Origin of the sequence: Paenibacillus septentrionalis, from assembly GCF_042659865.1 — a bacterium.
In the GTDB taxonomy this organism is placed as follows: domain Bacteria; phylum Bacillota; class Bacilli; order Paenibacillales; family Paenibacillaceae; genus Pristimantibacillus; species Pristimantibacillus septentrionalis.
The window spans coordinates 390888-405475 of sequence record NZ_JBHSTE010000005.1; the positions used below are offsets into that span (position 1 = coordinate 390888).

The following is a 14588-nucleotide window of genomic DNA, read 5'->3' on the forward strand; positions in this document are numbered from 1 at the left end:
ATCCCTAATTATAAAAAAACTTCACTGACATTTTCCGTCAGTGAAGTTTTCAAGCTCGATGAAATAAAAGTATATATTTTTGCAGTTAATAAGGTTATTATACTTTGTTTCTGATTCGATTTATTTATGGTAAGTTCAGCGTAGCTAACGTAAGTATGATTTAGGCTAAGACTTATAATACTTATGTGAAAAGTACTCAATTGTTGATTGAGGGAAGTAATCGTTAATATATTTACTATGCGTTTCTTAAAGTCCTTCTGCTCTTACTCTGCAACATACTCCTTTCATTACGACTGTTATCATCATTTTCTAACATCCTAGTAAAATTATTATTGCTTATCCAATAGCTTGGATAAGGTAATTTCTAATTACCTGTATCATAATATTTAATAGGCCAACTAAAATTACATTTGAAATTGCGTGGCTTCTCGCCTTCAAGGCTTTTAAGGATTAAATTTCATTAGTTATTCATCACTAAGGGGTGAAGAAATGAAAAAATTCAGTTCTTTTTCTGGTACGGTTACGATGATTGAGGATTATGTAGTAAGTTCTGAAGAGGAATTAAAAGGGTGTGTTAAATTAATGTCCCTCTTAATAGAGGATGGCACGATTGTACGTTTCGTTATTAGTCCAACAACCTATTTTCTAGACCGTGTTCTAATTTCAATTGGGGACCGTGTAACTGGATTTTATGATGTTAATTTACCTGTAATTCTTATTTACCCTCCACAATATCAAGCCCTTATTATCGTAAAAGATAGCCCTTATCAAAATGTGAAGGTAGACTTTTTTAATAGCCAGCTAGTGAGTAGTGATGGACAGTTACAATTGAATATTTCCAGATATAATCCAATATTATTACAAAACGATCAACCCTTCACATTATATCCTGCAAACCGAAATCTTCTTGTTGTGTATGGTCCTACCACATTCAGCATTCCAGCTCAGACTACTCCTTATAAAATTATAGTAATCTGTTAGTTGCTGTAGAAGTATTAAGGGGCTAACGTAAAAGCTCGGACACAAGCACGATAAATTTCATTCCGATTCACATGGAACTTTACCCAAGTTTTTAACTCTTTTTTAATCATTGTTTTATTACCCTATCAAAGTGGATTGATAGTTTATAAACCAACTTAACTCAATATTAGTATGCTATAATTTGACAATATCTTCTGGTATAATATTTTCAATACACTTTAGGGAGTAAAGGACCATGTTAAACGTTAGCGAAGTAATCAACGATAGATATAAAATAACAAGAATAATTGATGCAGATGGTGGAATGGGTCAAGTTTGGGAGGCCCATGATCTTAGACTCAGTAGAAAAGTTGCAATAAAGACAGTAAAAGAACGTTTCATTAAGGAAAATCCCCAAGCTTCGACTATTTTTCAAGACGAGGCTAAGCTTGGTGCGAGTTTGATCGGCCATCCAAATATAGTAACTGTTTTGGATTACGGCAAAATTTCAGGTAACCTCGTTCCCTATGATTTTATTGTTATGGAATTTGTAGAGGGTATCACTGCAAATGAGTTTATAAAAAACTATAAGGTTAAAATAGATTCAGAAACATATTACCGTCTATGCCTTCTAATTTCTTGGGAAATTTGTAAGGCAATTAAGCATTCACATGATAACAATATTCTGCATAGGGATATTAAACCTTCTAATATTTTTTTGTCAAAATACGGTGTTACTAAAATAGGTGATTTTGGGCTAGCTAGGTTTATTGATGCTGCTACTAGGGCTCATAGTGTAAATCAGTTTAAATCTGCACCATATGCATCTCCAGAACAATGGTCCGGCCAAAAACACACAAGAGGCGTCGATAAGTATCAACTAGGCGCTACCTTGTTTGAATTATTTACTGGTGAAATACCTTTTAATGTTCCTTTTCTTGCTCAGATGAATTGCCATCTGAATAATACACCTAATGCACCTAAAGATATAAACAATGCTATTTCCGACGATCTTTCAAATTTGATACTTAAATTATTGTCGAAAAAAGCAACGGATAGACCGGCCCTTTGGCAGATTTATGATGTATTATGTAAAGAACTACTTGGTACATATTCAATGAAATTGTCCGTGGCCGAAGAAAGTAAAGAAGTAATTTATAAAATTAATAAAATTACCGAGTTTGAAAAGGAAGCGTTAGCAACAAAGAACCCTGTTAGTTATAGTTATCTAGATTTTAATGAGTGTCTATCAGAGAGCTTACAGCTATTATTAGCCGGAATCACCAAATTTAGTATCCAAAAGAAGGCTTCCTCAAATCAACAGAATAAACAAAAGATAGTAACAGAATAACTTTCGAAGGTTTGTACTATCCAAGAAAGTGAAATCAAAGTATCTGACCTAACATTAATAACTTTACAATAACCTTGTACTCGCAAAAACTTTCCTTCATTTGTGATACGGTTCACCGTATCTATTGATAGGGTAAACTAGTTACAATAACCAAGGAGTATGAATTTACTCCTTGGTTAACTTACTCATTAGTTATTTTACAATAATGCAAACAATTGATTATTCTATTACTCCAACTATATGACCATTCTCCAGATTCACTACATACAGTTTGTTCAAACCAGCATTCTGGATTAGCAAGCATTTTTACTGCTAATGATACTATATTCTGTTTATAAGCTTTGACATCTGAAATATCACTCTGCACATATTTCTTTTTGAAGAGTTCAATACTTGGAATATACCTAATATTTGTAGTAGTCATCTTAAAGCTATTTACATCTTCTAGCGTGGATGGTGGTTCTATTATCCAATGTTCATTTATTCCTTCTCTTTGATTTATTTGCTCTCTAATATAATTATACTCATCTTCACACCCGTCAGATGTGGCTGCAATATGTAATGCCCATAATGCATTATAGAATACAATATCATCAGAATGTGTACCGATTTTATTCAATATTTTAATGCATTGTTTCAGTATATATTTTATTCCCTCAGGCTGTTCTTTGAGTAAGGCTGCTAACAAGCCAAAATAAGCACCAGAATAACTTGTTATAAAACTGTCATAGTCACTACTCAAACCAAATGACGGTCCTATTCTCTCTACATAACTACTTTCCTCTTGCCACCATTTTAACTTAGATAGATATTGGTCACTATCTTTAACGCAAGTTAATATAGCTAAGTGTACTCCATATGAGAAGTTATAAGCTATATATTCTTCATACTGGTCATCATCTATCGAATTATTAGTCATTTTTCTATCTAAAAACCTTAAAAATTCGTCAACCATTTGAGAATAATACTGCGATAGATGTGCGTATATTGGTAACAATTCATTCCACCTATGTCTATAGAGACTTTCTAAATGAAAGAGGATATCTTTTAATCTACATTCCTCGTATTCAACTCGAGAAACAAAAAACTTAACTAAACTTGGTATATTAATGTTTTGATTTATTCTTCTATGCTGTGATATCACGTCTAACAATAGCTTTTTCATATCACCTTTCTTAATTTCATAAACTCTGTAGTTATTACTTCCATAATGATGCTCTAGATCATTTATTACTGCCGAGTCATTCCCTGAATCCACAAAAACATGAAAAAAGAACATAGGTTTTTCAAATTCATAATTAGGTTTACTGTATATTTTCATAGGGTTTGCTGATGAGCCATTTGCAGAATAACTTTCAACTTCAAAAATCATTATCGGATATGTAATATCCTTGTCATCAATAAACCAAGCTATATCTATTGCTTGTTTATTTACTCCCTTTTTCACAGGAAACTCCTTCTCGACGTGATAGTCAAGTGCCTCACCGAGTTCCTTTAGGATTGTGAGAATAGTTTTTCCTTTGCTAAGCGTATGTTTTCCCATACAAATCACCTCTTAAATTATATTTTCACAGACGTAATTTATATATGAGCAGAAGAACTTCTGGAGGTTTTTTATTTACTCAAGTTGTCACTTCTTTCATTCAGTATTCTCATTTCTATAATAATAAAGATAAATATAGATCCTAATTGACATTGTTGATATAATAGAGCTTGTAGTTTCTAGATGGAAGGAAGAAGATCAATGAATGTAGACAGTATAAAAATTAATAGAAATAAATTAAACGTATATTTAAATACGAGTTCTATTCATATCAGTAGTATCTTCTCAAAAAGACGACCTTTTGTTGATCTTACCGTAACTTCCCCACCTTACTGGAATATGAAAAAGTATGGGGATATTGAGTCTCAGACAGGATACAAACAATCTTACAAAGATTACCTTGCTGATATTAAAAAGACCTTTCAAGGTGTCTATGATATATCAAAAGATACCGCATCACTCTTTGTAATTGTTGATACTATGAAACGAAATGGAAAAATGGTACGGCTACCTGATGATATATCCAATGAATTAGAGTCTATAGGTTGGATTCATCAGGATACGATAATATGGGATAAAGGTAAGACATTGCCATGGTCTAGAAAAGGCCAGATGAGAAACGTATTTGAGTACATTTTAATGTTTACCAAAAGCAACTCGTATAAATATTATATCGACCGAATTAAAACTGTTGATGAACTTATGGAATGGTGGATAGATTACCCCGAAAGATATAACCCTGAAGGAAAGGTTCCAGAGAATATATGGGAGTTTACGATACCTACTCAGGGTAGCTGGGGCAATAAAAAGGAGTTTGGTGAGGAAGAGTTTAGACATGCTTGCCCTTTCCCACCAGATATGATGGCACGAATATTGCTTTTATCATCAGATACTAACGATGTCATATTAGATCCATATGCAGGTACAGGAGTTTTACTTGCTACAGCTCAGAAAATGGGGCGACGATATATCGGTTTTGATACAAATCCTGACTACAAAAAGGTGTTTGAACAAGTAACGATACCACTAATCGCTGAAAAATGGCCCACTATTGAAGCATATTATTCTACTCAAGCTGAATTAAAGGAAATAATGAGATCCGCCATTTACAAGTTGCGAGTATTAAAATATCAAAAGGCATTAATTAAAAAGCTACGGTCATTAATTCCACAGGAACCATATAACAAAAATAAGTTTACTCGCCCAGTTCTTCTAAATATTGCTCATGCTCATAACTTAACACCTGATACACTGGAAGATCAAAAAATTGGCAGAGTTGATTATTTAATGGTGATTAATGAAGAGGTGATAAACTACGAAACCCTTTTGACTCATATTAATAACCTTACTAGCAAAGCACCATTTACAAAATACGGCTTGTTAACCACTAATCAAATTATTACAACAACTCAATTACAAGATTATCTAGCTCAATACCCCAACACTCTTTATCTATACACTAATGGAAATACAAAAGACTTTAATAGAGAAATCAATGCTGAGATAATTCTAAACATATTGAATTCCAGAGAACACCTACTCCAGCTATATGATAAGGATGTGCCGCCATTAATTAGTAATATAAGACTCGAACAACGGGAATATAGTGCTATACCTGCAATTAAGTATGAAAAGAAGACATACTTAAATGAGCTAATAAAAGAAGATTCTCTTTTTGATGTAATTGATTTTGATAATTAGTAAAGAGGGCTATATGCCCTCCTTTGCTTTATACGACTCTAATTCATTTTTTTTATATTCGATCTTAACTGACTCCCACTTACCATTTCCTTTATTACTTGGAATACTTAGTTCAATTATTTCTGGGGTTAAAATGTACAGTACTGAAGAAGCAGCTAGAGACCATATGTGAAAAAGATAATTTTTTGTTAGTGAGGCGGTATTCCACTCGTTATTTGTGATGAAAAATGATATGTTATCCGTTGTGCTTACTGTAGCTTTAACCTCTATGCTCAAATTCGAGTCGTCGTCTTTACTTACTTTTGAGAGGATATCAAATCCCACAAAATTACTCTCAAATGATTTCCACGTAGGAGGAACACCTAATCTCTTCTCTTCATATTGTAATGAAAGGAGTTCTCCTCTTCTACCTACGGAGTTTTTCTTTTCTTCAACCCCACTTCTAGAGAAAGCTCCTACGATATCCCACCATAAAATAATTGAGTTATCTAAACTATAGTCTCCAAGCAACTCTGCTTCTTTAAAACATTGAATAATCTCTTGAGGAAAGTGATGTAAAGCTTCCTTACGACCATAATGAAGCACTTTAGACCACGTAGGCTTTAATGTATAAATATAATGTTTTATTTGAATTCTAAGCTTTTCAGTTATAGATTGAGCCTCAAGAATCTCAAGCCCTCTATTTGTGACCTGTAAGAAACCTGTTGGACTAATTTCAACCCATCTGCAAGTCCTGCACAGATCAAGTACATAAGGTGTTCTAGCCACATATATTTTAGTAAACTGTTCTAGAATCTCATTAGTTGTCATTAAGTTATCACAAATAAGTTTTATCAATCTTTGAGAAGAGTAAAGTATCCCGACGGAAACGGACATTTTAGTTCTCCTTCAAATGTCTAATAAAGTCATTAATATCTTCGACCGACAAAGATTCTTCAAAACTCTCTGCATTTACATATTCAGGCTCAATTCGAATAGAATCATCACTCAAAACCTCAGACATTCTATCAATCTTGATTTTTAACCTTCTCTCAACTGATTCATCAACGCTATTCGGACATATAAGTATCTCAACTTCTGTGTCCACATCCATTGGTAGACCTAGTCTGTGTATTCGGTCTACCGATTGAAGAAATTGTGCAGCATTATAGTTTCTATCTAAGTAAATAGCATTGTGACATACCATATGAAGACTGATACCCTCACTTGCCGCAGCAGGATTTGCAATCAAAACCATTGCATTCGGATCATCGTGAAATCTTTTAATCTTTCCCTCACGAGTAAAATCATCGTCCTCACTCCCTGCATCCACACCACCATGAATATAATCTGCACCTAAATCTTCTAATCTTAACTTTAAAAGTTCTATGTTCTCAACAAAGGTAGACCATACTATACTCTTTTTTCCCTCTTTTGCTAACTGACGAACTCGATTACACACATACTCAATCTTAGGACTTCTTTCTTCTGTAATGATTTCTGATATAATTTCATCGTAACCTTTTATATTTTTCAATATTAATGAAGGGTTAGAAGTTAATTGAAGCATCCTAATAACACTTCTTCCCATGGTTCGAAGCATATTTCTTTGATTGGCTCTGAGACTCTCAACTTGTCTTGCTTCTTCTGAACGTAGTAGATCATATAGTCTTCTTTGTGACACGCTCATGGGGATAGAAACTACTTTATATTTTGGTTCCTTTAAGCCTAGTTCGGCTTTAGTTGTTCTAACATATATTGAGCGTATTGTTTCCATTACACTTTCTTCATCTACTTCAATTTCTGGATAAAGGAAATTAAACTGAGCAACTAAGTCATATGGTGAGTTAGGCATAGGTGTTCCAGACATTATCAGCTTTTCTGTAGGCAAATGGGATAAGGATAAAATTGCCTTGCCTGTTACAATCTCCTCACCACTTTTAATACGATGACTCTCATCTAAGAACATGATTACTGATTTTCCTGATAAGTATGAAGACACTAAATTGATAACCCTGGGCAATTGCTGGTATGTTATAATCATTTTGTCAGGAGAGCTTTTTAGGGTTGTTTCAATAGCTCTTTCACCACCCGTAAGTCTGACAATTGGAGGAGCATCGGGCTTACATACGCTTAGTTGCTCATCCCATGCAGCAAATGCATTTTTTGGTGCAACTATAAAGAGTACTGAATCTGACTCCTTTTTTAGATAGTAGTATGCTAGAGCCTCTGTAGTTTTTCCTGCTCCCGGTACTGAAAATGTTGCTGCGGCTGATAGTGATGCCAACTTCGCCACATTTCTTAACTGATGGTCGGTCAGTTTTCTCTTAAACCCAGATTCAGTTAATTTTCTAATTATTTCCCCCTCTGGAACAGGGTTAATTAAATTTAATTCTTTAAATTTTGATCGTTTCTTGTTAGCCTCAACCAAGAGTTCTTTAACTCTTGGCGAAAACTCTAAACGTAGTTGATATTTCACAGCAATTAATCGAATCGATTTTCTAACTGTTAAGAAAAGCCACCACGGAATCGAAAGATTTTGATTGCTGAATAAATGAATATCCCCCTTTTCCTGACAAGCCCGTCGTATTTCCCCCCATGCCAAAGACTCTTCTGTCATATATAAACTAGCTCTATGTGAGTCCTCGATATAATCAATGAACAGCATGATTAAGCAACTCCCTCAATTTTCCCAACGATAATTCTAGTTCATTCAGTTGTGGCAAAATTCCTATGGTATCTGTGTCATTACCAAACCCTACTATGGCATTTTTCAAGGCTGTATTAGCTTTATTTATTTGTGACAAAACATATTTCTTATTCTTGATCTCTCTTTCAGTTTCTTTTTGTTCTCTGATTACGTCATCAACAACTTCAATAACACGCTCGCTGTTATCCTTATCACTAAGTGCAATAATTAAAGATTCTAATTCACTTTGCTCATCATCAAGTAAATTTATATCGTCATCTGCTTCAATATCTCCAACAATATCAAGTTCATCCTGTAAGACAGTTATAATTCTATCAAGGTTATCCTCAACCGCAGGTATTGCTCCCCACAACCTTCCTGACTCAATTGGATTGGACAACAAAGTGTAGGCTATAGAAGTAAATACAGTCCTTTTATCAGGATCCTTTACTTTATTTCTGGATTTTTTAAGCTGTTTAAAGGCAAACTCCTGTTTGTTAACAACCTCATATTGCTTGGATTTCCCTTGACTCTCCAAATACATGTCAACATGGTGAAGCGTATCAAGAATATCCTCTATTTGGGGATTAGACTTACCATATATCAACGCAAGTCTATCTATTGTATAACCATGCTTTGTATGTCTGTTTCTTAACATACATGCCTCAGATATCCAATTGTAATCGGCTCTAATATCCGTATCTATTTGTAATCGAGCCTCTAATTCATCAATATCCTTCTCATCACAAGGATCTAATATTATGACTTCAATATGCTGGAACTTCTGATACTTGTTTTCATCTTCTTTCAAAAGTTCTCTAAATGTACAGAGGCGACGGTTTCCGTTAACAACAAAACCTGTATGAGTTAGTATTAGTGGTTCAATTTGTTCTTTTTCTCTAAAGAACTTAATGATGTTTTTTTCATTTGTCCCCAACAATTCCTTCAATAAGTCATGCTGTATTCGTTGAGCCTCAACATTTTCTTCATCACGTTCAAAGAAATCAGATGGGTATAAGTTACTGTTTTTGGAAAGGAAGCTCTCTTGTGAAGCTTGTGTTCTTCCATTAGCCAATCTATATTTAGGCAAATCAATAGGAACTTTGTGTATAGAATAAAACTGTCTTTCCCCTTGAAATACAAGCGGATATTTTGGTTTTTTGGGGTCGTCAACTTTTCTTAATTCCTCAAGATAACTGGTTCTTTTAGGTAAGGGCCATCCAAATTCCATTAGCATAACCTCCACTATTCAACCCCAATGATTAAAATTGGAATTGTTATTGTATGTTTATATAGGTTTAATTCCTCAACAAAACGTTCAAAATTAACAATGTTACTTCCCATTCTTAAAGCCGCATTTTTAGTTGGAAGTATATAGATGGCAGACGATGCCTTATCTTTAATGTACAGAGTTTGTAATTTTAGAATATCAGCGTAGAATCTACTTACATTACCTGTTTGAAGGCATAGAGCAATATCGCCTTTCATCGAGGTTATTGTTATATCATTACTTGAATCGATTCTAGTTTTGTCTGACCACCCCAAATTAAATAGAAGTCCTAATATAACTTTTCTTAGTCTTGTGGCTGATCCTTGACTTATTTCGAATTCAGCATCTTTTAATGCTGATAAAATAGGTTCAGAATCCTCAGAAGATACAGCCTTGTCACCAAAATGATGAGATGAAATAGCTATCCTCAAGTTATTTCCTCCTGATTTAGAATCTAATTATTAAATCAACGACCTAAGACCTATAAATCTTCACGTAATTTACAAGCTATACCAATATGCTACAACAATAAAATGATTGGAACAACCATCACTAGAAAAATAATTCTTTACGAGAGCCTTTTTCGACAGCTAGTAATATAGTGCTATAATATTTAGATTGATGTTTTTATTTTCACTTTTGAAATGAGGGCTTACTATGAAAATCACAATTTACACAATCAGTGAAAAAATAGAGAAGTTTTATCTAGAAGCTATAAAAGAATACGAAAAACGGTTGGGGAGATACTGCACCATCAAACTAATTGATCTCAAAAAGAAAGATCAGCTTGAGAAGAAGCTAAATAACAGTAGCTATAAGATAATTTTAGCCAAAACTCAGCCATCAGTGTCATCAGAGGAGCTTGCGGCAAAGATCAATGACTTAGGTGTGTCAGGAACATCAGATGTGTCCATTATAATAAGTTCAGAACTCAACCAGTACGATGAGATGATAACCCTTAGTCAAATGGAGATGGACACAGGACTTGAAACAACAATCCTGGTTGAACAGCTTTACCGAGCATTTCGCATCATTCACAATCACCCTTATCATAAATGATACTGGATTGATCGCTAGCTATTCTTACTATATATTGCGGCTATCTCACTTATGTAACGTCAATTGGGAGTAAAGTACGTGGTAACATAAGATTTCCCCTCCGTACCAGCATAAACATGAATAGCTCGCATATTAGGACATTAACTATTCAACATGAGGTATGTACCCTTCTCGTATTTTATAATCCTTATTTCATATATCGCTATTTCACCAAAATTGTAACGTAACAAAAAAGCTGAACCGTAAGATTCAGCAATGAGTTATCACATTATTTGAAAATGAAGAATGTAAATAAAGCTACAGATGAAACAATCGCAATCCAGATAGCCAACCTCCCGGCCACAGGTTTCTTTCGTGTATGCGGCGGGGTATCGCGAATCATCTGCACCTGCTCATATAGAAATTCAATATGCGATGCTGTGCGTGTATGTACGCCTTTGGCTTTACCCAACTCATCGAGAATTTCATCCATAACCGCAATGTTTTGAGCGTGATACACAGCTAAAGTCAGTACAAGCTTGATGGTTGTCTGCTGAGCCTGCGTTAAATCTCTCATTAGCGTAATCAGCTCTCTATTCGTGGAGCCTGTGATCGAGCCAATCACTCGGTCAACAACACCCTGATTCTCCAGTCGATCAAGTCGATGCTCAATGGACGAAAGTTGGTTGAGCGTCTCCTGTACAATGTCCTTTACTTGTGTCTGATCAACCAGCTTTGGATTTTCCTTTACAGTCTCAGTTACTTGTCGTTGATCTGGCCATTTCACGATTTGTTGTCCACTCGTCGCCATCCGTGATCAACCCCCTTTCATCCGATCCTGCAAGCGGTCTAATCGAGATAAAATATCTTCAACGGACTGGCTATAATCACTCCGAAAACCGTTGTTGTTGACCCGCTCCACTTTGTTGTAGATTGTAACAGCCTGTAATCGGTCAGCACTCATGTCATCAACAGTGGAGACAGCTCGTGCAAGTGCTCGTCCATTCATCGCGGTAATTTGAGCTACATAAACAGTTCCGTTCGCTAGCAACTGAACATTAGCATGAACAGCTTTCGTTGCATCTAAAACCTCTCCGAACATACCATCGCCGTATGCTTCATCCAGCAGACGGCGAAGTGATGTGCCGACTACAAAACCAATTCCGAAGCCGATGATGCCACCAGGGATGAATAGTGATAGGCCTGCTAATGCTCCGCCTGTAATCGCTCCTTTTACTCCGTCTTTGGCAATTCTTCTTTTCATTTCCTCGAATGTGATTTTCCTGTTTTTGTATTGCAAATAAGATAATAGGCTGGACACCCCAATAGAAATAGCCGCACCAATCACCGCTCCACCGACAACTTTTTCAGCAACCTCTCCTGCAGTGATGCTGACAGCCAGTTCTTCATTCAGAACCTTATTGCTAAGCTCCTGTACAGAGTTCTGATTGTCCTGAAGCGTACCCATTACCTTCGTTGGATTTGGGACACCCATTTCGTGAGCACGATCTATGAGCTCCTGCGGCCCAACAAGCACCGTTGTTGGTTTGTAATGGTCGTTGCTTAGAAAATCCTTAAGCGTACTGTTGATGCTGTCGGCGGAGCGAAGCGTCTTAACCTGAAACTCGTTAATGACTTCGCCTGTTATTCGGTTAATTTCAACAGCATCGATGCCCGGCGTATTGCTGATAATGCGACCATCCGCATTGCGAGGGAAATCGATCTTCGTGAACAGACTGCGGATATTGCCTTGCATCTCGCGGATGAAATCCACTTCACCAGCGGCATCTCCTTGAAGTTTGCTAAGTGCATTGGCCGCCGCGTTCTTGCTTCCCTGTAATTGCTCAGCAAGCCATTCCTTGAATCCTGCGGTCGTTTTGAATGCTTCTACATTCGGGAATTTATCCTGCAAGGTCTGAGCAATGTTGACTTCGCGTATAAAGGCATCGGTGCCCTCATACACGCCCGGTATACCGTTCCTGACCACTTCATAGGCTGGAATCGTTGTCGCAACATTCATAAAGTTGGACATGTCTTTAGCCGAAAGATTGCGATGCAGATGTCGAATGCCAATCGTGCTCATGATACTATGATCATTTTGGCATGCATGGCAATAGTAGTTGTTCGTCATAATCCACTCCTCCTCTCCATACAAGAAAGGGAGCACTGGGCTCCCGCTAGTCAATAATTCTTATTTACAGATTGATTCTGCGGATCGCTTTGTTGTTATCATCGTAAACAATGACGTTGCCATCGCTATCAAAGTCTATATGCATGATTTTTTTGATTGGATTTCCGTCATTGTAGATCAGGTCGTTTCCGTTTATGAATGTAGTCAGTTTCCCCTCTGTCGTCAGTTCATAAATCGTTGCCCCGCTGGAGATATAGAACTTGCCGTTGTGTGATGTAACTGTATCGAACTTCATATTTTCAAAAGAAATAATGGATTCGACTTTTCTAGGGTATAGCTGGATTTTGCTCAATTCCTGATAGGCCGTGTGAAAGGTGAACAGACTGTCTGGTGTTGCAATAGCGTCGACAATTGCCTCATTGAACCAACTCAGGTTTGCACCTGTTCCATCCTTGGAATTAGCGATAACGTCAGCTTCTTTTCCAAGCTCGCCCTCCAGAATCATGCTGGAGCTAAGCGTTACATTATGCCCTCCGAAAATGATTGAGTTCTGATTGGTAAAGGTCATAAACCTGCTCCAGTGAAGCTGTGGAGCAAAGGAGAATGTCGCTAATTGTACATCAGAGCTAATATCATGAATCGTGCTGAAATAGTTGCCGAAGCATCTATTGTCAGGCGTCACATCAACTTCGCATCGAGTTCCCCATAGGAACAGTTTGTTGTTAGCGGAATTATAGGCAAGCAAGTTTGGTGTAAATGCAATGTGATCATAATGCGTCACGCTTGTGCCTTCTTGGCGATTCCAGTTAAATTCGGCATTGATCGTTTTGAAGGTTTCTACCGTACCATTTGAATGGTTGAACTTGCGAACCTTGTTGGTTTTCGTATCGAGAAAGAAAATATTGTTGGTATTGTCGACTACCATGCTGTCAACTCGATTGATTTTGGCTATCCGCACAGGGCCATCTACATCACCTTCCCCATTGCCGCCAACAAGCGTATCTACAGTGAATTTCTCATTTGTATCTGGCTGTTGCGGCTGATTCGGCGTTGATGGAGTTGTTGGCTGGCTTGGTGGCGGTTGTGTTGGCGTTGTGGTTGATGGCTCGCCGCCACCTACACCTTTATTGTCGTTCCCATACTGGTAAGCTCGCCAAAGCATAACGGTTGCTTCAGCACGAGTAACCGTAGCCTGCGGACGGAATGTTTCGTCAGGGAAGCCAGAAACCAGACCGTTTTCAACCGCCAGAGCAACATAGTCCTTGGCGGACTCCGATATGCCAGCGTAATCCTTAAACATCGCTTCTAATGTGCTGTGGTCAGGTAAGCGATTCACGTCATATCCTTTCAGTTTAACTAGTGCAACGGCAATATCTTCACGCAGAGCCGGTGCGGATGGATTGAAGATATATTGACCGTTTGCCGTGCGATAGCCCGTCATGTAGTCCTTGACTGCTTCGACAAATGGTGATGCCCAGTTCGCTGTGGGAACATCCGAGAATGATGAATAATTGACCTTTTGAGCTTGAATGCCTGATGCGGTCACCATGATCTTCGCAAATTCGGCTCTGCTGATCGTATTATTAGGTCTGAACTTGCCGTCAGGGTAGCCGTCGATCACTTTCCGTCCAACCATTTCGGATATGTACTTATAGGCCCAATGATTGGTCGGTACGTCGGAAAAAGAAATAGCAGGTGTATTGCTGGGGGCGTCTTGCCATTCCTCACCGTATGATGGCATAGATGCGGATGCGGTATTAGCTACAACAAAGAGCATTAAGATTGACGATAGTATTGCTACAAACTTCTTAACAGACATAGCACATTCTCCTTTACATTTTCAGTTGTGAAATTCATATAAACGAGCTGAATGATGCTTTGTTGTTCACCCTCCTTGGATCGTTATTGTATCTTGGAAAAATATAG

Annotated in this window: 12 protein-coding genes; 4 read left to right on the forward strand and 8 right to left on the reverse strand. The window is 37.1% G+C overall.

Going from position 1 to position 14588, the window contains the following annotated elements:
* Positions 1 to 489 precede the first annotated feature (489 nt).
* Together ACFP56_RS16595 and ACFP56_RS16600 are read left to right on the forward strand one after the other, a co-directional pair.
* Positions 490 to 981 (forward strand): hypothetical protein, encoded by a 492-nt coding sequence (locus ACFP56_RS16595; protein WP_379236566.1) that lies wholly within the window; start codon positions 490 to 492, stop codon positions 979 to 981.
* Positions 982 to 1216: 235 nt separating this feature from the next.
* Positions 1217 to 2311, forward strand: coding sequence for a serine/threonine-protein kinase (locus ACFP56_RS16600; protein ID WP_379236568.1), 1095 nt, complete (start codon positions 1217 to 1219; stop codon positions 2309 to 2311).
* A 181-nt stretch (positions 2312 to 2492) separates the two neighbouring features.
* Here ACFP56_RS16600 and ACFP56_RS16605 read toward each other — a convergent pair whose 3' ends face one another.
* On the reverse strand, positions 2493 to 3854 hold the full coding sequence (locus tag ACFP56_RS16605; RefSeq protein WP_379236570.1) for a hypothetical protein: 1362 nt from the start codon (positions 3852 to 3854) through the stop codon (positions 2493 to 2495).
* A 201-nt stretch (positions 3855 to 4055) separates the two neighbouring features.
* On the opposite strand from ACFP56_RS16605, the gene ACFP56_RS16610 reads away from it, so the two are divergent.
* A complete protein-coding gene (locus ACFP56_RS16610) occupies positions 4056 to 5555 on the forward strand; it encodes a DNA-methyltransferase (protein ID WP_379236572.1) in 1500 nt (499 codons plus the stop codon).
* 9 nt (positions 5556 to 5564) lie between these two features.
* Here the strand turns inward: ACFP56_RS16610 and ACFP56_RS16615 are convergent, their stop codons facing one another.
* Genes ACFP56_RS16615 through ACFP56_RS16630 form a run of 4 tightly spaced genes read right to left on the reverse strand, consistent with a single transcriptional unit; the run spans position 5565 to position 9924 of the window.
* Positions 5565 to 6431: a protein NO VEIN domain-containing protein gene (locus tag ACFP56_RS16615; RefSeq protein WP_379236574.1), complete on the reverse strand. Its 867-nt coding sequence runs from the start codon at positions 6429 to 6431 to the stop codon at positions 5565 to 5567.
* Between the two features lies 1 nt (position 6432).
* Positions 6433 to 8202, reverse strand: a complete 1770-nt coding sequence (locus ACFP56_RS16620) for a DEAD/DEAH box helicase (RefSeq protein ID WP_379236576.1) — start codon at positions 8200 to 8202, stop codon at positions 6433 to 6435.
* Complete coding sequence (locus ACFP56_RS16625; RefSeq protein ID WP_379236578.1) at positions 8189 to 9454, reverse strand: hypothetical protein; 1266 nt, start codon at positions 9452 to 9454, stop codon at positions 8189 to 8191. The genes ACFP56_RS16620 and ACFP56_RS16625 overlap by 14 nt, the downstream gene beginning before the upstream one ends.
* Positions 9455 to 9468: 14 nt before the next feature.
* Positions 9469 to 9924 (reverse strand): BglII/BstYI family type II restriction endonuclease, encoded by a 456-nt coding sequence (locus ACFP56_RS16630; protein ID WP_379236580.1) that lies wholly within the window; start codon positions 9922 to 9924, stop codon positions 9469 to 9471.
* Positions 9925 to 10150: 226 nt separating this feature from the next.
* Here ACFP56_RS16630 and ACFP56_RS16635 point away from each other — a divergent pair, with 226 nt between their 5' ends.
* Positions 10151 to 10552 carry a 23S rRNA (pseudouridine(1915)-N(3))-methyltransferase RlmH gene (locus ACFP56_RS16635; RefSeq protein WP_379236582.1) on the forward strand — a complete coding sequence of 134 codons (402 nt, stop codon included), beginning with the start codon at positions 10151 to 10153 and terminating at the stop codon, positions 10550 to 10552.
* 268 nt (positions 10553 to 10820) lie between these two features.
* On the opposite strand, the gene ACFP56_RS16640 is transcribed toward ACFP56_RS16635, so the two are convergent.
* The 3 genes from ACFP56_RS16640 to ACFP56_RS16650 all read right to left on the reverse strand — a co-directional run bounded on the left by ACFP56_RS16640 (position 10821) and on the right by ACFP56_RS16650 (position 14481).
* Positions 10821 to 11342, reverse strand: a complete 522-nt coding sequence (locus tag ACFP56_RS16640) for a hypothetical protein (RefSeq protein WP_379236584.1) — start codon at positions 11340 to 11342, stop codon at positions 10821 to 10823.
* A 6-nt stretch (positions 11343 to 11348) separates the two neighbouring features.
* Positions 11349 to 12662 (reverse strand): hypothetical protein, encoded by a 1314-nt coding sequence (locus ACFP56_RS16645; protein WP_379236586.1) that lies wholly within the window; start codon positions 12660 to 12662, stop codon positions 11349 to 11351.
* 64 nt (positions 12663 to 12726) lie between these two features.
* Entirely contained in the window at positions 12727 to 14481 is a 1755-nt protein-coding gene (locus tag ACFP56_RS16650) for an S-layer homology domain-containing protein (protein ID WP_379236588.1), read from the reverse strand.
* Between the last annotated feature and the right edge of the window lie 107 nt (positions 14482 to 14588).

Coding starts and splice junctions, on each gene's coding strand:
- ACFP56_RS16600 (WP_379236568.1), top strand. CDS start 1,217: ATGTTAAACGTTAGCGAAGTAATCAACGATAGATATAAAATAACAAGA.
- ACFP56_RS16625 (WP_379236578.1), bottom strand. CDS start 9,454: ATGGAATTTGGATGGCCCTTACCTAAAAGAACCAGTTATCTTGAGGAA.
- ACFP56_RS16640 (WP_379236584.1), bottom strand. CDS start 11,342: ATGGCGACGAGTGGACAACAAATCGTGAAATGGCCAGATCAACGACAA.
- ACFP56_RS16615 (WP_379236574.1), bottom strand. CDS start 6,431: ATGTCCGTTTCCGTCGGGATACTTTACTCTTCTCAAAGATTGATAAAA.
- ACFP56_RS16610 (WP_379236572.1), top strand. CDS start 4,056: ATGAATGTAGACAGTATAAAAATTAATAGAAATAAATTAAACGTATAT.
- ACFP56_RS16635 (WP_379236582.1), top strand. CDS start 10,151: ATGAAAATCACAATTTACACAATCAGTGAAAAAATAGAGAAGTTTTAT.
- ACFP56_RS16645 (WP_379236586.1), bottom strand. CDS start 12,662: ATGACGAACAACTACTATTGCCATGCATGCCAAAATGATCATAGTATC.
- ACFP56_RS16650 (WP_379236588.1), bottom strand. CDS start 14,481: ATGTCTGTTAAGAAGTTTGTAGCAATACTATCGTCAATCTTAATGCTC.
- ACFP56_RS16605 (WP_379236570.1), bottom strand. CDS start 3,854: ATGGGAAAACATACGCTTAGCAAAGGAAAAACTATTCTCACAATCCTA.
- ACFP56_RS16620 (WP_379236576.1), bottom strand. CDS start 8,202: ATGCTGTTCATTGATTATATCGAGGACTCACATAGAGCTAGTTTATAT.
- ACFP56_RS16595 (WP_379236566.1), top strand. CDS start 490: ATGAAAAAATTCAGTTCTTTTTCTGGTACGGTTACGATGATTGAGGAT.